Here is a 20,856-nt window from a genome sequence, read left to right as displayed (position 1 = left end):
TGACTCGATGAATGGGAAGTGTGTCGTCCATGACCGATGTTGAGAAAGTGACCGTATTCGGAACTGGAGTGCTCGGTTCACAGATCATGATGCAGGCTGCGTACCACGGAAAAACCGTTGTGGGATACGACATTTCCGACGAATTGCTGGCCAAACTGCCGGATCGCTGGGAATGGATGCGCGGATACTACAAGCGTGACCTGAAGACCTTCGACGAGGCGCGCTTCGACGAGGCCATCGAATCCATCACGACCACCACCAGCGTCGCGGAAGCCGTTTCGGACGCCGACCTGGTGATCGAAGCAGTTCCGGAGGATCTCGAGCTGAAGAAAAGTGTCTGGTCGGATATCGGCGCGTCCGCCCCGCCGAAAACCATCTTCGTGACCAACTCGTCGTCGCTACTGCCCAGCAGTTTTGCGGAGGCTACCGGGCGGCCGGAAAAGTTTCTTGCACTGCACTTCGCCAATCTCGTGTGGCGGTACAACACAGGTGAGGTGATGGCAACTGCTGCAACAGATCCCGTTTATTTCGATACCGCATTGAGCTTCGCTTCGGAGATCGGTCTCGTTCCCGTTCCGGTCCGAAAGGAAGTTCCGGGATACGTGTTGAACAGTCTTTTGATTCCGCTGCTGCAAGCAGGAGCCAACCTCTACGTCGGCGGGGTTGCCAATCCGGCGGACATCGACAACGTGTGGCGCATAGCCACCGGGGCGCCCGCCGGTCCGTTCCAGATATACGACACGGTCGGCTTCAACGTCGCAGCACACATCGCCCGCGCACACGGCGGCGAGGATCAGGTCAAGTTCGCCGATCTTCTGCAGAAGGGTATCGACGCGGGAAAGACGGGCCTCGGGGACGGTGAGGGCTTCTACACGTACGATTCCGACGGCAAGCGTCTCGATGCTGTCGAGTCGTGGAACATCAACTGAATCGCTCGATCACTGTCCCATTCAGGTGGACGAGACCGCGAAAAGATTCATGCATGGGTGCCCATTGTTCGACGGTCTCGTTGTCGGTGTCTCCAGCATGCCACCGCTTGGATCGTCGGACATTCGTGCGCCGCAGCGATGGCCGCCGAGCCGGATCAACCGAGTTGCCGCAGTTGAATCGCAGTGTCCAACGCGAGTCGATGCCATGCAGATCGCGGATCTCGGCCGGTCAGTTCCTGGGCTCGGCGCAGTCGGTAGCGCAGAGTCTGCGGATGCACATGCAACTGTGCCGCGGCGGCCGTGGCGGTGCCGGTGGCGATGAAGGCCGAAAGCCCGTCGAGGATATGCTTGTTCGCCGACTCGGTGAGCGAGCCGAGAACGGTGCGCACCACCTCGCTCGTGTCCGCGGTTGACCGTGCGGTCAACAGTGCCAGCAACTGGACGTCGCCACTGTCGAGCACGGCACGGTCGTCGAACGCGTGGTCCGGTGCCGTGTCCAGCGCCTCCGAAGCGAGTCTCCACGCACGTCCGACACCGGCAATGGTCGATCGCACTACCAGGCACCCGCGCAGCATCATCTCGTTACAGGCGGCCTCGACCTCGGTGCGCTCGATGGCATTGGGCAACAACAGGATTGCGCGCTGATCACGCCGAGTGCACAGATGGCTTCGTCGAGTAGACTGTGCCGTGCGGTCGGGTGGGGTGAGTCCCAGTGCGAGAACGAGAGATTCGACGGTGTCGTCGGTGAGTGACCTGCCTGCGTCCATCGGCTCCACCACCAGCACATTCGGGTGAGTAGGCAGCTCGAGGTCCAGTTCGCGGACGCGATCGGCCAGCGCCCCGGGCGAATTCTGCCTGCCTGCCACGAGGTCGTCGAGCAAGAGCGCATGCGCCTGTGCACGATTGGATGTGAGCTGTTCGCGGGCAACGATATACGCGCCGATGATCTCCTCGGATATCGCATCGATGGCGTCGAGCACGCCGAGGCTGAGTTCGGCGATGTCCGGCGGTTCGAGTGCATCGAGATACTCGGTGGTCACGTGCCGAACGAACACGCTCGACGCGACTCGGTACGCTCGGAGCACGTCGGCCAACGGCCGCCCGTCGGCGGCGCGCGCGGCACCGATTGCGCGGAATCTACTGTGATCTCGCTCGTCGATGGTCGAGTCGCCGCCCGCCCACAACGTCATCAGGCGTCGCAACGACCAATACGCGATTGCCTCCACATCGGCCAGTTGAGGCCCGTGCAGGTTGCGGTATACCGGGATTGCGTCGCGAACGGCCTGCACTGCCGACGCCACGACGGCGACCAGCTCCCCTTCGATCTCGGCGACCACCGCGGCTCGGGCTGGGTACATCGCGGCATCGTGTCACAGTTTGTCAGTTGCTGATAGACCGATTCATCATTGGTGCAGATTTCCTTGAGTTACGGTGCTCACGACAGCACAGTCGAGGGAGACAGCCGAGTCGAACAGAAGAGTGGGGCCAATGGACGCAGACGTGATCGTGGTGGGTGCCGGCCTGGCAGGTCTGGTGGCAACCGCCGAATTGGCCGACGCCGGAAAACGGGTCCTCCTCCTCGACCAGGAGCCCGAACAGAACCTGGGTGGTCAGGCGTTCTGGTCGCTCGGCGGTTTGTTCATGGTCGATACGCCGGAGCAGCGGCGCATGGGTATCAAGGACTCTGCAGAACTGGCGTGGCAAGACTGGCTCGGCACCGCGACATTCGACCGCGGCATCGACGATCCCGCAGGCGAGGACTACTGGGGTCACCAGTGGGCGCGCGCGTACCTCGACTTCGCAGCGGGGGAGAAGCGCTCGTGGCTGCATGCACAGGGGATGCGCTGGGTTCCCATCGTCGGATGGGCCGAACGCGGTGGATACCTCGCCGAGGGCCACGGCAATTCTGTGCCGCGTTTCCACCTCACCTGGGGGACCGGCCCCGGCGTTGTCGCACCGTTCGAGCGGCGCGTGCGCGAGGCGGCCGACAAGGGATTGGTGCGCTTCGGTTTTCGGCACCGGGTGGACGAGTTCGTCGTCAGTGCAGGTGCGGTCGAAGGCGTCCGCGGCGCTGTCCTCGAAGCCAGTGCAGCAGAGCGCGGTACGGGTAGTACTCGCGTCGAGGTGAGGGAGTTCGAGCTGCGCGCCGGGGCCGTGCTCGTCACCGCTGGAGGCATCGGTGCCAATCACGATCTGGTGCGGGAGAACTGGCCGGCCCGGTTGGGATCAGCTCCGAAGTCTCTGATCTCGGGAGTTCCCGAACATGTCGACGGCCGGATGCTCGGCATCACCGAGAAAGTCGGGGGCCGTCTGGTCAACAAGGACCGCATGTGGCACTACACCGAGGGAATCAAGAACTGGAACCCGATCTGGAAGAACCACGGAATCCGAATCATTCCCGGTCCCTCGTCCATGTGGTTCGACGCGCGTGGTCGACGCTTCCCGGTTCCGAACTTCCCGGGATTCGACACCCTCGGAACGTTGAAAGCCATCCAGGACAGCGGATTCGAGTACTCCTGGTTCGTCCTCACCCAGAAGATCATCGAAAAGGAGTTCGCGCTCTCGGGATCGGAACAGAATCCGGACATCACCGGCAAGAACCTCAAGCTCGTTCTCAGCCGGGTGTTGCCCGGTGCCAGCGAACCGGTCGAGGCGTTCAAGAAGAACGGCGAGGATTTCGTCGTCGCCGACTCCCTCGGCGACCTCGTCCAGGGAATGAACAAGATTGCCGGTGAGGACCTGATCGACCTCGCCGATCTGCGGCGGCAGATCGAGGCCCGCGACCGTGAGGTCGACAACCCCTTCACCAAGGATCTACAGATCTCTGCTATCCACAACTCGCGTCGTTCGCGCGGAGAGCGGATCGCGCGTACCGCGTCACCCCACAAGATCCTCGATCCCAAGTCGGGTCCGTTGATTGCCGTGCGCCTGAATATCATCACGCGAAAGACATTGGGCGGCATTCAAACCGACCTGCAGGGGCGCGTCCTCGACGGCGACGGACAGGCGATCGAGGGACTGTGGGCGGCCGGTGAGATCGCCGGATTCGGCGGCGGAGGCGTGCACGGATACCGCTCACTGGAAGGAACGTTCCTGGGTGGGTGCATCTTCGGTGGCCGACAGGCCGGACGTGCGCTCGCAGCGCAAGCGTGACGAGCTCTCGCGTCAGCCAGCGGAGTCTCCGATCGACTCGATGATCGTTCGGGCACACAGAGCCGGGTCGTCGATCATCGGAACATGGCCGACGCCGGGCAAGGTGACGAACCGGGCATGAGGGAGCCGCTGCTGGGCAACGGGAACGAATTCCGCCGAGGGGAAGATTCGATCGTGAGCGGCCCACGCGACGGTGACCGGGCACGGTGGATCGACGAGTGGATCCATGCTCTCGCGGGTGTTCAGCAACTCGTACGCCGCGTCGCACCCTACGAGATCCTGGAACGATCGACGGGCCTGCTGCGTCGTCATTCGGTATCCGTGTACCGCGATGTCACGCATGGCAATTCGGCGAACGAGGCCGAACGTCATCAGCGGCGGGGCGAGACGCCGAGTGGCGTCGGCCAACTTCTTGGTGCGGATCAAGGTGGCTCGGCTGGCCCCGGGCTTCCCGTCCTTCGCCCACAGTCCTGCAGGTGAGAAAGCGCAGACCGATCGTGCGCGCCCCCGCCTCGCCAGTTCGACGGCCATCCATCCGCCCATCGAGTTTCCGGCGACGTGAACTGCACCCAGCCCACGCTCGTCGAGTTGGCGTTCAGCAGCGTCGGTGACGGCCGCAATCGTCGCTTCGGTGCCGAGCTCCGGACCTCCGCGGTGACCGGCCGCGGTGGGAACGATGACGTCGAACCTATCGGTGAGAAGCGGCACGACGTCGTCCCACGCTGCTCCCGACATGGTGACGCCGTGCAGCAACATCAATGCAGGTTTGTCGGTCATCGGCTGAACTCGGCCAGTCGAGTCGAAACCTGTTCCGGGAGGCCATTGTTCTGCTTCTGCGCCGCCGTCAGAACATCGAGGTGGTTGTAGCCGGGCAGCGTGATCGGAATGTCGTTCGGGCTGTCGGACGCACCCAGATCCAGACCACCGTCGCCTTGCAGGGTCAGCACGGGGTTGCGGCTCACGCCGTCGCGGTAGAGGTAGTGGGCGGCAATCGACGGCGCGGTCGGTTGCCCCAGATCGGTGGTGATGGCCGTCGGGAAGTACCACTCGGTGAAGTCGAGTGGTGGTTCGCTCAGGCTCCGCGCGATCTGCGAGATGGAGGTGACTTCCTTCGAGGGATCGGTGTACGAGTTCGGGGTCATCTCGTCGTAGTCCTGCCACGTGTAGACGACGGACGGATCTCCGTAGCTCGTCGGTGCTGCCTTGCGGTCGCTGCCGAACACCTGACCCAAGAACGGAATGGTCGCGATCACGTCGTTCGGCATCGGGAAGTATTTGTCCTGAACGGGTCCGTTGCCGATGAAGCCGACGCTGGTCTGCAGAAATCCGAGTGGCTGAGAATTGTCGTCGAGCAACGCGCCGACGACGGCTTCGTTTGTGGCGTACAGCGTTCTGATGTCGGGCAGCCCGGTCGTGGCCATCAAGGTGTCCTTGGACAGCAAGGTCCGTAGTGTCGCATCGAAGTTGAGGCTGCGCGGTAGTCGGTCGACGACGTCGTTGACTCCCGTCGGGTCCAATCGAGCGGCAAGTCCCGCTATCGCAAGCAGATTCGTCGTTTCCGGATTGATGACGGCGGGCAATCGCGTCACCGGGTACACGTCGGTCAAGGTGCCCGACGCGGCCTCGATCGGCCCGGCGAGCGCCGGCGGGAGTTCTGGAATGTCGAGGTTGCGGATGGGGTTCGGAGGACCGGCCTTGATCACGGTGTCGAGTGCGAAGTACCCGGAGCACTGGTTGTATCCGGCATCATCGGTGGTTGCCGGGTTGCCGTCGAAATCCCAGTTCGCGAAATAACCGGTCAGGAATCCACCGAGGGAATGGCCACCGCACAGCACCTTCTGCTTGCGGATGTTCTGGTCGGGGAGTTCGAGACGCAGCACGTCGTACTGGTCGCGCATCGTCTGCACCAGTCCCTGGTCCTTCAACCACGCGGTGCCTGCGCCGTCGGTGTATCCGGCGAAAGTGCGGCCGTCGGCGGTTCCCCCGGCGAAGTAGTAGTCCGTGGCGATGTCGAGGTCGTTCGCGGCGAGTGCCGCCTGGCTTCCGGTGTGATCCTCCAGGCAGTTCGAGCGACGGTCCAGGGCCCAGAATTCGATGTGTCTGCCCTCGGCAGCTGCTGCGGCGACAGTGTTGCGTGCGACGGACTCGAAGGCACCCGCACCTTCGAACACTCCAGGCTGTGCCACGAGCACTCGGTCGGCGTCCGCTGAATTCTCGGGACCGTCCACGGCTCGGTATCGCAGATAGGAGAGCCGATCGCACTCCGCCGGGTGCGGTTCAGAACCCACGGGAAGCGGGGCATCGAGAACGACCACCGACGCGACGACCCCGGTGACGGGTGAGGACGACGAGATCTCGCGTTCGGTGCGGCCCGGCACAGGCGCCGCAGACACTGCGGCAGGTACCACGGCTGAAATCGACACCACCAGCGACGTGCACACGGCACCACGCACGAACGAACGCCGCGCGAATTCCCCCAGAATTGTCATGGCCCCCACCATCGGCATGAATACATCGTGCGTCTGGGAATCTAGCATCGGACCGCGCCGCGGCGAACGGCTATCGGTCAGAGATCGTCGAGGGTGACCAAGCCGTCCTGCAGTGCGCGGGCCACGAGAGACGCTTTGGTGGGTGCCGCTCGCCCGACAGTGGAATACTTCGCGCGAATTCGAGTCAGGTGGGTGTTGACTGTGCCGAGCGCAATGTGCAGAACCGCACACACTTCCTGCTTGGAGTCGCAGCGCAACCACGCACCCAGGACTGCGATCTCGCGCGCGGTGAGGCCAGGATCGGCGAAGTCGGACGTCTTGCCATGTGACCGGGATCTGTCGGTGCTGGGGGTCGAGACGGTCCGAGACCTCATGGTCGATGCGCTGCGGCGTGGTGCAAAGCGCTGCGAGGGCTGAGCCGTCGGAACGGGTATGGGCTGGATCGGTGTGGTGGTAACACCCGAATCCATCGTTCGCATCACATTCGCCCCCGCTGTCCGTGTTGGGTGTTTCGATCATCCGACCACGGCGGAAAACATGAAACAACACCACCGAGTTCGAGCTCGAGCACGGTTTTGTAGCGGGTTATCGGGCATTTTTTATAGAGTTGTAAAACTCATGGCCGGGCAAATCCGGTTGCTATGGTTCGATGTCCACAAGGTCACACATTCGTAGGCGGCTGTCGTTGAGCACGAAATCCACACCACGTGAACAACTGCTCGGGGCGGGGCTGCGTTTGCTGGCCGACCTCGATATGTCGGTGCTGGCCAAATCGTTGTCCATTGCCGCGATCGTGGACGAGGCGGGACTGTCGCATCAGACTTTCCACAACGTGTATCCCGGCTCCTCCCGCGCCGAGGAGCGCGGCGGCAAGGAAGCGTTCGTGGAGGATCTACTCACACACGTGTCGTTGCAGTACTCACCGCCCGATGAATCCGGCGAGCAGCCTTCCGTCGAACTCGCGGTCTATTTCGAGCACCTGATCTCGGGCTTGATGCGGAGAAGGATGATCGGCGGCATGATCGCCTCCGATCATGCCGGGGACCGATCGTCGCTGGCACCGGAATTCGATGCCATGGATCGCGCCGCCGAGAGCACAATCCGCAACCGACTTCGTGCTCGCGGCGGTTCGGTGAAAAGGCCTTTGACGGTAGCCGACCTGTCCACGGTTTTCGTCGCTCTGCTCGACGGGCTTGCCTTCCGGGAGACGCTCAGCCCGGGAACGATCTCCGCGGCACGGGTGTCCGAGGTAGTCGACTCGTTACTGGACTGGGCGGTGGACCCGGTGCACTCGGATCGATGGCAGGGCACCGCGCAGCAGGTCGATACTCCGCCATCACTCGAATCCCTCGATCTTTCCAGGGTCGATATCGAATCCGATGTCATCGCGGCCACCGAGGCGCTGTTCTCGGAACACGGCTATTTCTCGGTCACTCTTGCCGACATCGCGTCGGCCTCCTCTCTGAGCGTCACCGATCTCAAACGATTGTTTCCCAGCAAAGTCGACATCATCGTTGCCGCGCTGACACCCGAGTTCGAGCGGGTCCTCCGACTGGGTCGCGCAGATGCTCGTCTCGAAGTGGAACCGGTTGTCGCCCTTACCCGTACGGTGAACCGGCTGGCGGAGTTCGTGGCGAGTAATCGGGCGATGAGCTCGGGAATGTTGCTGGCGCTGAGTTTCGAGCAGTTTCACGAGCCCGGTACCGTCACCACCATCAGGGAACATCTTCCGGTGCCGTCAGCGCTCATTCCGGTCATCGAAAGCGGGCAGCGCCGAGGTGATTTCGCCACCGATGCGTCTGCACTCGAATTGGCCACGATACTCGCCAACAACGTGGTGATCAGATCTGTGACGCGGTCTGCCGAGCCCCCAGAGGAGGTCGCCGACGTTGTTCTGAGGGTGTTCCTGTCCGGAATGCTGTCTCGGTGATCGAGGCCTGGTGCGATAATCACGCCTCGGCCGAGCTTCAGTCAGGAAGAGGGACCTCGAAGGCGAGCAGTGCGACGTCGTCCTGCAGGCCGTCCCCGAAGGAGGCCAAGAGCGACGTGAGGTCGTCGACGATCTTCGGTGCCGTCGTCGGACCCTTTCCGGCAGCGAAAGATTCGAGGCCACCGTCGTCGTCGAAGCGCGTCCGCCCGGGTCCGACGATCGCCTCGGTCAACCCGTCGGTGTAGAAGGCCATGACGTCACCGGGTCGCAGCGTCACCGATGCAGACGCGAAATGCGGTTCGGCCAATGCTCCGACCAACTGGCCACCGGTGGTGTCGACGAAGTCCACGACCGCGTCGCGAGTGACGCGCAGCGCAGGCGGGTGCCCGCCGCTGGCGAGGTGAACCTCTGCGCCGTCGGGTCCGGGCGAGATGGTGCCGAACACCACCGTGCAGAATCGCGGGTCGTCGCCGTGAAACTCGTGGTGCAGAACGGTGTTGAGGTTTTCCAGCACGGAGATCGGATTGCGGTCGAACACTGCAGCTGCGCGCAGGGTGTATCGGGTCAGCGAGGTGACGGCGGCGGCTCCCGCGCCCTTGCCGCTGACGTCGCCGAGGAAGAATCCCCATGTGTCCTTGTCGAGTGGGAACACGTCGTAGAAGTCGCCACCGACCTCGTCGATCGATGCGGGGTGATAGTGGGCCGCGACGTTCATGCCTGTCGGAGCGGACAGGATCGGGGGCAGCAGGGTGCGTTGCAGGGTCGACGCAAGAATCTGCACCTGCGTTTTCTCCGCCTCTGCCTGCTTGCGTGCTTGTTCCGAGGCGCCGAGTGCGTCCTGTGATCTGTCCAGTGCGGCCTCGGCGGTGTCCTGCGCGGCCTCGGCATTGTCGCGGGCGTCGATCAGATCCTTTTCGCGCACGTGACGCTCGGTCTCGTTGTGCAGCGTCATCGTCACCGTCATGGCCCCCGCGGACGTGCGGAAACTGTTGGCGAGTATCGACACGGCAATTGCGGAGTTGCGTTCGGCGGAGATGGTCAACTTCGCGGAGGCCCCGATCGGAGAGTCGTCCGGTGAGCCCGACGCAACGTCCATCAGCGCCGTCAGTACCGGCTCGAACTCGATCGTGAACAAATCGGTGACCGCTGTTCCTACGAGAGCGTCACGACTGCGTGCAGTGATCCGCGCGGCGGCCGCATTGGCGTACAGGATCCGTGCGGTGGCGACGTCGACCGAGAACACGCCACACGGTGCCGTGTCGAGTAGTTCAGCGGCGGTGGCAGACATGGGCACTCCCTTCGGTCATGACGAGCGGGTGGCAGATCTCGAACGGCCGGCGGAGACCGGGTTCATCCACGTTGCAGTCACGATGGTGCCGAACCCCGGCCGGTGGTCGACGACGAGATCGTCGGCCACCGCAGCAGCGAGTTGCAGACCGTGGCTGCGGTTGGTCGTCGGTGTCGGTGGCCGCCATGTTCCGGTGTCGGAGACCGTGACGGTCAGTGTCTCGTGTTCGTACGCGGCGGTGATGGTCATCGTTCCGGGCTCCGGTGCCGAGCGGTAGGCGTGCTCGACGACGTTGGCGAGTGCCTCGTAGACCCCGAGCACGATGTCGTCGACCAAGGAGTCGCTCACCCCCAGTTCGAGAGCCCAGCTATGCAACCGTCGGCGAACAAATGTCGCTACGGTCGACTCCGCAGGAGCGGTGTGCGTCCAACGCCGAGTCGACGGCGTGGGAGTGACCCCGCTCATGAGCACAGTCCGGACGGGTATCGGCCGTTCATCGAGCGGCCTCGTCGTCGAGGGTCGCCGACTGCACGTGAGCAACCGCATCCGGCACCGTTGTGAACGTGGCCATCACCCGGTCGATTCCACTCAGCTGAACGGGTCGAGTGACGACGCCGTTGACCGCCACCAGCGCCATGCGCGACGCGTCCGGCATGCGGTCGCATACTCGCACCAGCACCGTGATCGCGCTCGACGACAGAAAGCTCACGTCGGTCAGATCGACCACGAGTCCGCCCCTGGCCGTGTCGGCCGCAGGGAAGGCAGTGGCCGACAGCTCCGGGATGGTGTCGAGATCGAGTTCGCCTCGAACGGTCAGCACGGTGGTGGCCTCGTGCTCGGCCGACACGATCTCGAACGGTCCTCCGGTCGGCTCCTCTGACATGCGTTCGACGTTACCTGTTATCGAGTCGGATTCACGACCGAGAGGAATCGACGAACAGCTCGCCCGCGCCCAGCACGTCCAACACCATGCGCACTGATCGTGCGGGGGCAAGTACTCGGATCTTGTCCGGATGCACGTAGGTGGCATCGATGATTGCATTGGCGACGCCGGAGTAGATGAACGACACCTCCGACAGATCGACCGAGACCCGAGTCGATACGGAGGCCAGAAGGTCGAGACTGTGCACGAATTCGGCGCGAGTGGACATGTCCAATTCGCCGAAGGCACGCAGTGTGTTGTGGCCGTTCGGTCGAGTTGTCGTCTCGAGTCGGAACACGCCCTCGTCGTCGCGAATGGAGCGTTCCATGGTTGCGGTGCTCGTCAACATTTGTCTACCTCTTCCCCGAAGCGCTCGTTCCGGTCGGTGACCGCCGGCTGCGAGACGCTGAGTTGTTGTGCAATGAACGATGCCAGTGCGTCATTGCGGAAGGCTCCGTGGTTGAATCTCGAACTGGTAACACAAGGTCACGGTTCGGTAACGGCGCTACCGGGTCAGCGCATCGATGAGGGAACCGGTGATCTTTTTCTTCACCCAGCCGCGCGCACCTCGTTGGCCGAGCGCGGCCCGGGCAGCATTGAGGCCGGCTGCACCGTGCACTCCGCCACCCGGGTGCGCCGATGCCGATCCCAGAAACAGCCCTTCCACCGGGGTTTCCGACCGGCCCAAGCCAGGCGTTGGGCGAAATATCAACTGCTGCTGCAATTGCGCGGTCCCGCCGTTCACCGCACCACCGTGCAGATTGGCATCCGCACCGTGCAGATCGCTCGGGCGTTGCACGACCCGGCCCACGACCGAATCGAGAAAGCCCGGTGCGTGCGCATCGAGGACGTCGTCCACTCGGCCCGCCACGGTGTCTGCCGAGGCATCGTCGACGACGCCCCGCGGGAGATGCGTGTAGGCCCAGGCGCTTTCGGTGCCCTCCGGCGACCTGCTGCGATCGGCGGTGGTCATCTGGCCGAACAGCATGAACGGGCTCTCGGGGAGTACACCGGTGGTGAGATCTGCCGCCCAGTGCACGAGACCGTTGTCGTCCGCACCGAGATGGACGGTGCCGGCATCGGCCAAAGACGGCGAATTCCACGCTATTCGGCGATCGAGAGCGTAGTTCACCTTCACCACCGGGGTGTCCCACTCGAAGGTGCGCAAGTCGTCGTGCACGCGGCGCGGTACGGCGTCGAATGGAAGCAGCGATCCGTACAGCGCCGGTGCGGATACGTCGGCGACGATCGCTCTGCGTGCCCGGAACGTATCTCCGGCCGCGGTGTGCACGGCACGAGCGCGGCCGCCTAGTACATCGATGAGCTCGACCGCTTGACCGCACTCGAGCACCGCACCCGACGCGGCACCACGGCGAATCAACGCGCTCGTCAATGCCGACGATCCACCGACCGGGGCGGGATACCCGACATCCTGGGCCAGCATCGTGAGCAGCCAACCCATCATGCCGCTCACCGGGGCATCGGTCGGGACGTCACCGTGCATCGCGTTACCCAGCAGGAGGCAGCGAGCAGCCTCGCTGTGGAAGAGCTCGTGTGCCATCACCCGGGCGGGGAGGGCCGCGAATCGAGCGAAACGCAGTGTCTCGGGCACCCCGAGGGTGCGGGCGAGGCGAGCCGCGGGGACGACGGGTGGAAACGGGCCGAACAGCGAATTCATGAAGGGCTCGCGAATGCGTTGCCATTGCTCGAAGAGCTCCAGCCAGGTGCGGCCGTCGCGCTTGTCGTGTTCGGAAAGCATTGCCGCAGTGGTCTCCACGTCGTGGTGAACGACCGGTGCGTCGGTGTCCTGCGGAGACAGCGCGTGCCCGTACGCCGCGGGGGAGTGCGACCACTGCAGCCCGTGGCTTTCCAACTCGAGTGCCGTCATGGCAGGCGAGGCGAGAGCCAGTGGGTAGAACGCGCTGAAGAGATCGCTGGTGAATCCAGGAACCAGCGTCGCGCTGCGCACAGCCCCGCCGGGATGTTCGGCAGCCTCGAGGACCACGACGTCCCAGCCGGCGTCTGCCATCGCGGCCGCCGCGACCAAGCCGTTGTGGCCACTGCCGATCACGATCGCGTCGACCTCGGTGGTGGTCATCGGACGGCACTCCTCTGGTCGGTGGTGGTCTTCCCGGTCAGCACGTTACCGGCGACGTACAACGCAACTCCTACGGCGAGGAGCAGTCCGGCACGGAGCCACGTTGCCGCGGACTGTTGAGTCAACAACACAGCGCACGTGATCAGCGCCAGGACGGGGAGCACTGTCGGCGTACGGAAATGGTCGGAGTCGGCCCGATCGCCACGGAGTACGAGCACCGCGATGTTGGTGCTGACGAAGACGAACAGCAGAAGCAGCACGACCGTCTCCGCCAGCGCGGCGACGGAACCGGTGCTGCACAACACCATCGCGACGACCGTGGTGGCGACGATCGCTGCCCACGGAGTCCTGCGGCCCGGCAGAACCTTGGCCAATACGCCCGGAAGCAGACCGTCACGAGCCATGCCGAAGGTCAGTCGCGACGCCATGATCATGGTCAGCAGTGCACCGTTGGCTACCGCTACCAGCGCGACGAGGCTGAAGACCCACGGCGGAATGCCGGCATCGGCAGCGGCGACGACCTCGAGCAATGGGCCGGTCGATTGCGCCAGGGTGTCGGCAGGCACGACCGTCGAGACGGCAAGACCTACGAGCACGTACACCACCCCGGCGATGGTGACGGCACCGAGCAGAGCACGCGGATAGACCCGGCGTACGTCCTCGACTTCCTCGGCGATGTTCGCGGATGTCTCGAATCCTACGAACGAATAGAACGCGAGCAGAGCCGCACCGAGCACTGCGAGCGTCGGAGTTGTCTCGTCGGTGAATTCGAGGACCCTGGACGGCGTGCCGTCGCCCCGGCTCAGGACGAGACCGGCGAGGGCGACGATGAGCACCAGCCCCGATACCTCGACGATCGTCATGGCGAGATTCGCCCGCAACGATTCGGTGATCCCGCGGGCGTTGAGCAGCCCGACCAGTAGCAGGAAGACGACCGCCGCCGGCACAGAAGGCACGTCGAGGAACACGCCCAGGTAGTCGCCCGAGAAGGCGAGCGCCAAGCCTGCGGCGCTGGTGACGCCTGCCGCGAGCATCGAGAATCCCACCAGAAACGACACGAGCGGGCACCCGTAGGCCTGTTGCGCGAACACGGCCGCGCCACCTGCCCTCGGGTACTTGGTGACGAGCTCGGCGTACGAGGCCGCGGTGAGCAGGGCCATCAGCAGCGCCACGAGCATCGGTAGCCAGATCGCTCCGCCGACCTCGCCTGCGATCTCGCCGACCAGCGCGTAGATTCCGGCACCCAGCACATCGCCGAGTATGAACACGAACAGCATTTTGCCCGAGACTGCCTGTCGCAGTGGGGTCTTGCTCATGGAGTCGTGGACCGCTCTGCCAGCAGAGCGAGCCGACGGAGCGCTTCGGCGTTGCGCGGATGTGCCAACAGATATTGCACTCGATTCGGCACCAGGTCGAACGGTGGGGTGATCGCGTGCTCGATGATCTTCATGCGGCAACCGGTGGCAATCGGGTGCAGCCGCACCGTGATCGAGGCCTTGCCGAACGGCAGCGCCCGCGCTTCCAGTCGAAGTTCTCGGTTGACGTGAAGTCCCACCGAACGCGTGACGTCGCTCAGGACCGCGGGCCATGCGCCCACCGAATGGTGGATCGCGGAGCCCGGGGCGGGCCAGGTGTCGTCGACCGCGCGAATACGGGATGCGCCGACCACCCAGGTGGCGTACGTCCATCCGTTCGCGAGAACGTTCCACACGTCCTCGCAACTGGCTGTCGTGTTCCTGCTGGTGGGCACTGTTCGGCCTCCGAACTCTCGTCGTGTCGCGTGATCGCACGATCACAGATCGTGCGCCGCTGCTCCTGGGCTCGAAGTCGATGTATCGCGCGGCGTGGTCGTCGGAGACGACCCGAAGTGGTCATATGCCCCGAAACTGCCGGACCCAATCGGATGCGACCACCTGATTCGCCGTCGATTCCGCGTTGTCATACTGATGGCATGTCGACAATCGCGTATGTCATCGCAGGTTCGGAAGCCACCGGCGGAGCTGGTCTGCAGGCCGATCTCAAGACATTCGAGCGACTCGGGGTGTACGGCGTCGGAACGATCACGTGCATCGTGTCGTTCGACCCCAAGTCGGGCTGGAGCCACCGTTTCGTTCCCATCGACAGCTCGGTCATCGCCGATCAGATCGAAGTGGCCACGGCCGCACACGATCTCGACGTCGTCAAGATCGGCATGCTCGGTACGCCCGGTACCGTCGAGACAGTGGCGACCTCGTTGCGTCTGCAGCCGTGGCGGCATGTGGTGGTCGATCCGGTACTGATCTGCAAGGGCCAGGAGCCGGGCGCTGCACTCGACACCGACAACGCTCTCCGGCGCGACATTCTCCCGCTGGCCACCGTGATCACGCCCAACCTGTTCGAGGCGCAGACGTTGTCCGGAATGGACGCCATCTCGACCGTCGACGACTTGCGCGAGGCTGCGAAGCGCATTGCCGAACTCGGGCCCCGCTACGTGGTGGTCAAGGGTGGTGCAGGGTTGCCCGGCGACGAAGCCGTCGATGTCGTCTACGACGGTTCCGAACTGACAGTGCTGCGCGCCCCCAAAGTGGGCGACGAGCGGGTCTCGGGAGCTGGATGTGTGTTCGCGGCTGCCATCACCGCCGAGCTTGCCAAGGGCGCGGAGGTGCAGGATGCGGTGGCCACGGCCAAGAGCTTCGCGCACGCGGGCATCGTCGGCCGACTGACGAGCAACGCTCCGTTCGCCGCGGTGAGTTGGCACGACTGACAATCGCTTCCGCCGTCAGGTTTATCTCCGGTCTCGAGCGGGCAGCCGTCGTGGACGGTTTGTCTCGATTGGGATGAACGGTCCGCATCCGGAGGGGATCCTTATGTCAGACGAGAACACGAGCGAAGCCGACGCCGGAGCCACTGACGACGATCGGACGACCCGCGGGCACGCGGGTGAGGCGATCGTCGACACGCGGAACTGGCCGGGCTACATCTGCATCGGAGTGGCGCTGGTGAGCCTCGGTCTCACCCTCACCGCAGCTGGTTACGGCTTCACCGGTTGGGTGTGGATCGGGGCAATTGCCGCGACGGTTCTGCTGTTGGCCGGAGTTACCTTGGTGCTTCTGGAGCGTAGGCGCGTCAAGGCTCGGGAGGGCAAATCCCTCACCGACCCGGCGGGTCATTGACCCAGTCCGCGGCCGACGGATCCCGGAGTCGACAGGCCGAGTTGTCGGTGCGACGCCGTAGGCCCTCGCAGCGGAGATCGCCGAACCCGACGATGTTGTCGTTGTCGCGGGCCGAGGCTGCGATACAGAGCAGCCCTACGGCCGAGAACTTGTCGAGTTCGACGATCGAACTGTGCTTCGGGAAGCGTTGAACGATCTCTACCGAGACCCGGCCTGGCCGAGGGTGTGTCGGGATTTGCGTTCCTTCTTGCCCTGCGACTTATCGGCTCGTTTCTGCGCAAATCTGCCGGCCGATTTCAAGCCCTTGGACACGACGTTGTCCTTTCCCGTTCGCTTTTCGAGGCTCTGACCGGCGAAGGCCAAGAGTCGAGCGAGGATCGGTAGGCCGATCGCGACGATGAGGTATCGGTACAGGTACTTGCGTGCGAGCAAAGGAATCATCGGACTGCGCGTCGAACCTTGAGCGCAGCGGTCGCAGTCAGCGTGATGACGGCTCCGACGACTGCTGCGCCGAGTAGGGAGACGCCCTGGGCGAGATCGAAGTTCCAGCCCAGGAAGTTGATGTTCGTGTGAATCGTGTTCTGTAGCACGAAGATCACGAGTGCTGCCACGAGCACGAGCGTGATGAGGAGGGCGAACTTCGAGGCGAATCCGCCGCGACGCTTGGTGGTCTTGGTCGTGTCCGTCGATGTGGTCATGAGGGGAATCCGTTTCCTGGTGTGCAGTGGGTGGGGTGAAAGGCGAGTGCCGCCGATCATCGAGATCGGCGGCACTCGATGAGATCGGGGGTTACTTGAAGGTGTCCTTGATGTTCTCGCCGACCTTCTTCACGCCTGCCGAACCCTGGTCCTTCTTGCCTTCGGCCTCGAGGTCGTTGTTGTTCGTGGCGTCGCCGACAACTTCCTTCGCCTTGCCGATTGCGTCTTCTGCTGCGTTCTTGGCCTTGTCGATGAAGCTCATGCTGTTGCCCTCTCAGGTGGCTGTGATTGTTGGTAACGGATACTTAGTCGGTTTTCACGGCCGAAAACAAACGCTGCTGTGATGTAGCTCACATAACGGCCCTGTCGGTCGGCGGATCAGGTGAGGGAGATCAGCTCGGTGATGTCATCCTGGGGGAGTTCGCCGTCGACCACGGCTGTGACCACGGAACTGTTCAGTGTGATGGCACCCTTGTGGTTGTCCAGGAATGCGGTGTCGGCGGCATCGCGACCCACCGAGATCCGGACCAGTGTCGAGCGAGGTGCCAGGCACGTGGCATCGACGACACGCCACTGCCCGCCCACGAACGCTTCGGCAACAGCGTGAAAGTCCATCGGATCGCAGCCGGGTGCGTACACCGCAACCAGTCGAGCCGGAACGTTGACCGCACGCAGCATGGCGACCACGAGGTGCGAGTAGTCCCGGCAGACGCCCTGTCCGGCGAGCAGCGTGTCGACGGCACCGTCGATCGGATCACTGCTTCCCGGAACGTAATTCAGGCGTGCGCCCACCCAGGCAGAGATCTTGGCCAGCAGTTCCTCGGAATCGGCGTAGTCGCCGAATTCTGTTGCGGCGAAGCCGTAGAACTTGTCTGCTTCGGCGTAACGGCTGGGCCGGAGGTAGAGCGACATGTCGTAGTCGGTGACGGGGGCCGGGGTGGTGTTGCCCAGGATGGTGGCGTCGTACGAGACCTGCAAGTTGCCGACGTCGGCGGGCATGACGTGAATGCGGTTGCCGTGCGGTCCGCTCACTTCCTTCGCCTCGACGGGGTTACCGTCGAGAACGAAGGAGAGCGATTCGGTGACCGTCGTACCGGGGTGCGGTGCGATGGCGATCTGGAATTCGAGAGTGGTGGCGGCGGTGATGTCTACATCGAGGCGCGCGGATACGTCGCGTTTGAGCATGGGGACTCCTGGCAGGTGGGGGCGGGTGAACCTGCTGCCAGTACCCGTATCCGCCGAAACCAATCGCCCATGGTCACCGAGTGATCAACGCCACCCCAGTGCGGGGGCCACGTCGCGCAGCAGTGTCTCCAGAACATGCGCGCAGTATTCGACGCCCAACTGGTTCGGGACGGTGAGCAGCAGAGTGTCCGCGGCGGCGATCGCTTCGTCCGCTGCCAGTTCTTCGATCAGGCGATCGGGCTCTCCGGCGTATGTCTTGCCGAATCGGGCTTTGCCGCCGTCGAGGTAGCCGACCTGATCGTCGCCGCTTCCGTCTCGGCCGAAGTAGGCGCGATCGAGGTCGTTCACTATCGGAAAGATACTGCGGCTCACGGACGTTCGTGGAGCGAAATCGTGCCCGGCGTCGCTCCACGTCTTGTGGAATCGTTCGATCTGCTCGGCCTGCAGCTGATGGAACGGCACCCCGGTGTCCTCGCTCAACAGCGTCGAACTCATCAGATTCATACCCTGTCGTGCTGTCCATTCGGCCGTCTCGCGGGTGCCTGCTCCCCACCAGATGCGCTGACGCAGACCCGGTGCGTGCGGTTCGAGGCGCAGCAGGCCGGGCGGATTGGGGAACATCGGCCGCGGGTTCGGTTGCGCGAAGCCCTTGCCTTCTAGGAGATCGAGATAGATGCGGGTGTGCTCGCGCGCCATGTCTGCATGATCGGAGCCCTCGGCGGGTGCGTAGCCGAAGTACCTGTAGCCCTCGATGACCTGCTCGGGCGATCCCCGGCTGACGCCGAGCTGCAAACGCCCGCCCGAGATGAGGTCGGCGGAGCCGGAGTCCTCGGCCATGTAGAACGGATTCTCGTAGCGCATGTCGATGACACCGGTGCCGATCTCGATGGTGTTCGTCTTGGCACCGACGGCGGCAAGCAGCGGAAACGGAGAGGCGAGCTGGTTGGCGAAGTGATGGACGCGGTAGTACGCGCCGTCGGCTCCGAGTTCCTCGGCCGCGACCGCCAGGTCGATCGACTGCAACAGCACATCCGATGCCGATCGTGTCTGCGACTGCGGGGACGGTGACCAATGTCCGAAGGACAGGAATCCGATCTTCTTCATCGTGTGCTCTCTCGTTGAAGGATCAACTACGTTCGTAGAACTCAGCGCTCGGCGGGGTCGATTCATTCCCAGGTTCCGGCACTACGCTCCGATGCCCGCCGTCAACAACTTCGCCAATTCGAGGTAGGCGTCTCCGTCACTGAGGCCGGTCAGGCGGAACACCTCGCGAGTCTGAATTCGGACCATGACAGAGGAAGCGACATCGCCGACGAAGGCCGCGTGCACATCACGTACTTCGCCACTGGCCACGCCCTCGCTGATCAACTCCTGGACGCGGCGCGCAGCGATCGCGGTATTGCGCTCGTACACCGAGCGGGCGGCCTCGAGAGACGCCAGGTCGGTCATGAATTGCTCGGACGCCGATTCCAGCGCTGCGCCTACCGCAGTCAAGTACGTGGTGATGCGATTGCGGGTGCCGTCGACCTCGGCGACGGCGTTTTCGACCTGGGTCGTCATGGACTTGAAGTAGTGCACGGTGGCCCCGCCGACCAGCTGATCCTTGCTCGACGCCAGGGTGTACAGGGTGGACTTGGAGCACCGAAGCCGGGCCGCGATGGTATCGAGCGTCAGGTGTGCGAAGCCCTCCGCCAGAAACAGGCTGACGAGCTGGTCGAAGAGTTCGGAACGGCGCGCCGTGGCATGCGAGGTCACGGGTGCGTTCACAGAGGAGATGGTACTGCATCGACTTGTGCAGTACTGTGCATCAGTACTGCGGATCATTCTTCAGTACTGATGCCGAACATCCCGGAGGTTCACGTGCCCGTCGATCGTCTGTTGCCCACCGCCGAAGCGCGCGACCTCATCGCGCTGACCCGCGACGTGGCAGACAAGGTGCTCGACCCGATCGTCGACGAACACGAGCGCAGCGAGACCTATCCGACAGGCGTGTTCGCCACTCTCGGTGAAGCAGGGCTGCTGAGCCTGCCGTACGCGGAGGAGTGGGGCGGTGGTGGCCAGCCGTACGAGGTGTACCTCCAGGTACTCGAAGAGCTGGCATCGCGTTGGGCAGCAGTGGCCGTTGCAGTGAGCGTGCACGGTTTGGCCTGCTATCCCGTGATGGCGTTCGGGACCGACCAGCAGAAAGCCGACAAACTTCCCGACATGCTCGGTGGGGCGCAGATCGGTGCCTACTCGCTGTCCGAGGCGCAGGCCGGTTCGGACGCAGCAGCCTTGAGCTGCAAGGCCACCCCGACCGAGGGCGGCTACACGGTGAACGGTTCGAAGGCGTGGATCACGCACGGCGGAGTGGCCGACTTCTACAACCTGTTCGCCCGGACCGGCGAAGGATCGAAGGGCATCTCGTGCTTTCTCGTTCCGGATGGAACCGACGGCCTGAGCTTCGGCAAGCCCGAGGAGAAGATGGGGCTGCACGCGATCCCGACGACCTCGGCGCACTACGACGACGTGCACGTACCGACCGAGTGGCGCATCGGTGCGGAGGGGCAGGGGCTGCAGATCGCCTTCAGCGCGCTCGATGCAGGGCGGCTCGGAATCGCTGCTGTTGCAGTCGGAATCGCGCAAGCCGCACTCGACGATGCTGTGAAGTACGCGCAGGAGCGCACAGCGTTCGGCAAGAAGATCATCGACCACCAGGGCCTGGGATTCGTGCTGGCGGACATGGCGGCGGCAGTGGACTCCGCACGCGCGACGTATCTCGACGCGGCTCGCCGCCGGGACGCCGGACTTCCTTACTCCCGCAATGCTTCTGTGGCCAAGCTGATCGCCACCGATGCAGCCATGAAGGTGACCACCGACGCGGTGCAGGTGTTCGGTGGTTACGGGTACACCCGCGACTTCCGCGTCGAGCGATACATGCGCGACGCCAAGATCACGCAGATCTTCGAGGGCACCAACCAGATTCAGCGTCTGGTGATTGCCCGCTCGCTTGCAACGAACTGACGATCTCAA

23 protein-coding genes are annotated in these 20,856 nt (G+C 63.9%); 6 read left to right on the top strand and 17 right to left on the bottom strand.

What is annotated here, in order from left to right; genetic code table 11:
* The first annotated feature begins 29 nt into the window (after nt 1–29).
* Nucleotides 30–929 carry a 3-hydroxyacyl-CoA dehydrogenase gene (locus MTX34_RS02610; protein WP_243608337.1) on the top strand — a complete coding sequence of 300 codons (900 nt, stop codon included), beginning with the start codon at nt 30–32 and terminating at the stop codon, nt 927–929.
* Nucleotides 930–1,084: 155 nt separating this feature from the next.
* Here the strand turns inward: MTX34_RS02610 and MTX34_RS02605 are convergent, their stop codons facing one another.
* Entirely contained in the window at nt 1,085–2,287 is a 1,203-nt protein-coding gene (locus tag MTX34_RS02605; RefSeq protein WP_243608336.1) for a CdaR family transcriptional regulator, read from the bottom strand.
* 130 nt (nt 2,288–2,417) lie between these two features.
* Between MTX34_RS02605 and MTX34_RS02600 the strand changes: the two genes are divergently transcribed.
* Nucleotides 2,418–4,082 (top strand): FAD-binding dehydrogenase, encoded by a 1,665-nt coding sequence (locus MTX34_RS02600; RefSeq protein ID WP_243608335.1) that lies wholly within the window; start codon nt 2,418–2,420, stop codon nt 4,080–4,082.
* A gap of 12 nt (nt 4,083–4,094) precedes the next feature.
* Here the strand turns inward: MTX34_RS02600 and MTX34_RS02595 are convergent, their stop codons facing one another.
* The 3 genes from MTX34_RS02595 to MTX34_RS02585 all read right to left on the bottom strand — a co-directional run bounded on the left by MTX34_RS02595 (nt 4,095) and on the right by MTX34_RS02585 (nt 6,945).
* The gene (locus tag MTX34_RS02595) at nt 4,095–4,859 is read right to left on the bottom strand and encodes an alpha/beta fold hydrolase (protein WP_243608334.1); all 765 of its coding nucleotides are present in this window, start codon (nt 4,857–4,859) and stop codon (nt 4,095–4,097) included.
* On the bottom strand, nt 4,856–6,571 hold the full coding sequence (locus MTX34_RS02590) for a hypothetical protein (RefSeq protein WP_243608333.1): 1,716 nt from the start codon (nt 6,569–6,571) through the stop codon (nt 4,856–4,858). Before MTX34_RS02590 ends, MTX34_RS02595 begins: the two co-directional genes overlap by 4 nt.
* 77 nt (nt 6,572–6,648) lie before the next feature.
* Nucleotides 6,649–6,945, bottom strand: coding sequence for a LuxR C-terminal-related transcriptional regulator (locus MTX34_RS02585; protein WP_374638800.1), 297 nt, complete (start codon nt 6,943–6,945; stop codon nt 6,649–6,651).
* A 311-nt stretch (nt 6,946–7,256) separates the two neighbouring features.
* On the opposite strand from MTX34_RS02585, the gene MTX34_RS02580 reads away from it, so the two are divergent.
* Nucleotides 7,257–8,501, top strand: coding sequence for a TetR family transcriptional regulator (locus tag MTX34_RS02580; RefSeq protein ID WP_243608332.1), 1,245 nt, complete (start codon nt 7,257–7,259; stop codon nt 8,499–8,501).
* Nucleotides 8,502–8,538: 37 nt separating this feature from the next.
* On the opposite strand, the gene MTX34_RS02575 is transcribed toward MTX34_RS02580, so the two are convergent.
* From MTX34_RS02575 to MTX34_RS02545, 7 genes are all read right to left on the bottom strand, one after another.
* The gene (locus MTX34_RS02575) at nt 8,539–9,789 is read right to left on the bottom strand and encodes a PP2C family protein-serine/threonine phosphatase (RefSeq protein ID WP_243608331.1); all 1,251 of its coding nucleotides are present in this window, start codon (nt 9,787–9,789) and stop codon (nt 8,539–8,541) included.
* 15 nt (nt 9,790–9,804) lie between these two features.
* The gene (locus MTX34_RS02570; protein ID WP_279392724.1) at nt 9,805–10,254 is read right to left on the bottom strand and encodes an ATP-binding protein; all 450 of its coding nucleotides are present in this window, start codon (nt 10,252–10,254) and stop codon (nt 9,805–9,807) included.
* Nucleotides 10,255–10,282: 28 nt separating this feature from the next.
* Nucleotides 10,283–10,672 (bottom strand): STAS domain-containing protein, encoded by a 390-nt coding sequence (locus tag MTX34_RS02565; protein ID WP_243608330.1) that lies wholly within the window; start codon nt 10,670–10,672, stop codon nt 10,283–10,285.
* Nucleotides 10,673–10,703: 31 nt separating this feature from the next.
* On the bottom strand, nt 10,704–11,060 hold the full coding sequence (locus MTX34_RS02560; RefSeq protein ID WP_243596358.1) for an anti-sigma factor antagonist: 357 nt from the start codon (nt 11,058–11,060) through the stop codon (nt 10,704–10,706).
* 156 nt (nt 11,061–11,216) lie between these two features.
* On the bottom strand, nt 11,217–12,809 hold the full coding sequence (locus MTX34_RS02555) for an NAD(P)/FAD-dependent oxidoreductase (RefSeq protein WP_243608329.1): 1,593 nt from the start codon (nt 12,807–12,809) through the stop codon (nt 11,217–11,219).
* Nucleotides 12,806–14,125 carry an APC family permease gene (locus MTX34_RS02550; protein ID WP_243608328.1) on the bottom strand — a complete coding sequence of 440 codons (1,320 nt, stop codon included), beginning with the start codon at nt 14,123–14,125 and terminating at the stop codon, nt 12,806–12,808. The genes MTX34_RS02555 and MTX34_RS02550 overlap by 4 nt, the downstream gene beginning before the upstream one ends.
* Nucleotides 14,122–14,559, bottom strand: coding sequence for an SRPBCC family protein (locus tag MTX34_RS02545; RefSeq protein WP_243608327.1), 438 nt, complete (start codon nt 14,557–14,559; stop codon nt 14,122–14,124). The genes MTX34_RS02550 and MTX34_RS02545 overlap by 4 nt, the downstream gene beginning before the upstream one ends.
* Before the next feature lie 201 nt (nt 14,560–14,760).
* On the opposite strand from MTX34_RS02545, the gene thiD reads away from it, so the two are divergent.
* The gene (gene thiD / locus MTX34_RS02540; RefSeq protein WP_243608326.1) at nt 14,761–15,552 is read left to right on the top strand and encodes a bifunctional hydroxymethylpyrimidine kinase/phosphomethylpyrimidine kinase; all 792 of its coding nucleotides are present in this window, start codon (nt 14,761–14,763) and stop codon (nt 15,550–15,552) included.
* Nucleotides 15,553–15,655: 103 nt separating this feature from the next.
* Nucleotides 15,656–15,961 carry a hypothetical protein gene (locus tag MTX34_RS02535; protein ID WP_243608325.1) on the top strand — a complete coding sequence of 102 codons (306 nt, stop codon included), beginning with the start codon at nt 15,656–15,658 and terminating at the stop codon, nt 15,959–15,961.
* Nucleotides 15,962–16,159: 198 nt separating this feature from the next.
* Here MTX34_RS02535 and MTX34_RS02530 read toward each other — a convergent pair whose 3' ends face one another.
* The 6 genes from MTX34_RS02530 to MTX34_RS02505 form a co-directional block, all read right to left on the bottom strand.
* Nucleotides 16,160–16,402, bottom strand: a complete 243-nt coding sequence (locus MTX34_RS02530) for a hypothetical protein (protein ID WP_243608324.1) — start codon at nt 16,400–16,402, stop codon at nt 16,160–16,162.
* A complete protein-coding gene (locus tag MTX34_RS02525) occupies nt 16,399–16,659 on the bottom strand; it encodes a DUF1049 domain-containing protein (protein ID WP_243608323.1) in 261 nt (86 codons plus the stop codon). Before MTX34_RS02525 ends, MTX34_RS02530 begins: the two co-directional genes overlap by 4 nt.
* Before the next feature lie 91 nt (nt 16,660–16,750).
* Nucleotides 16,751–16,921 carry a CsbD family protein gene (locus MTX34_RS02520; protein ID WP_243596365.1) on the bottom strand — a complete coding sequence of 57 codons (171 nt, stop codon included), beginning with the start codon at nt 16,919–16,921 and terminating at the stop codon, nt 16,751–16,753.
* A gap of 116 nt (nt 16,922–17,037) precedes the next feature.
* Nucleotides 17,038–17,844, bottom strand: a complete 807-nt coding sequence (locus tag MTX34_RS02515) for a transglutaminase family protein (RefSeq protein WP_243596366.1) — start codon at nt 17,842–17,844, stop codon at nt 17,038–17,040.
* A gap of 84 nt (nt 17,845–17,928) precedes the next feature.
* Complete coding sequence (locus MTX34_RS02510) at nt 17,929–18,948, bottom strand: LLM class flavin-dependent oxidoreductase (protein ID WP_243608322.1); 1,020 nt, start codon at nt 18,946–18,948, stop codon at nt 17,929–17,931.
* Nucleotides 18,949–19,029: 81 nt separating this feature from the next.
* Nucleotides 19,030–19,611, bottom strand: a complete 582-nt coding sequence (locus MTX34_RS02505) for a TetR/AcrR family transcriptional regulator (RefSeq protein WP_222092734.1) — start codon at nt 19,609–19,611, stop codon at nt 19,030–19,032.
* A 93-nt stretch (nt 19,612–19,704) separates the two neighbouring features.
* Here MTX34_RS02505 and MTX34_RS02500 point away from each other — a divergent pair, with 93 nt between their 5' ends.
* Nucleotides 19,705–20,847, top strand: a complete 1,143-nt coding sequence (locus MTX34_RS02500; RefSeq protein ID WP_243608321.1) for an acyl-CoA dehydrogenase family protein — start codon at nt 19,705–19,707, stop codon at nt 20,845–20,847.
* The last annotated feature ends 9 nt before the right edge of the window (nt 20,848–20,856 follow it).

The organism is Rhodococcus sp. ARC_M5, from assembly GCF_022810405.1.
GTDB lineage: Bacteria > Actinomycetota > Actinomycetes > Mycobacteriales > Mycobacteriaceae > Rhodococcoides > Rhodococcoides navarretei.
The sequence above is the reverse complement of the archived record's forward strand: the minus strand, read 5'-3'. Positions and strand labels throughout refer to the sequence as shown.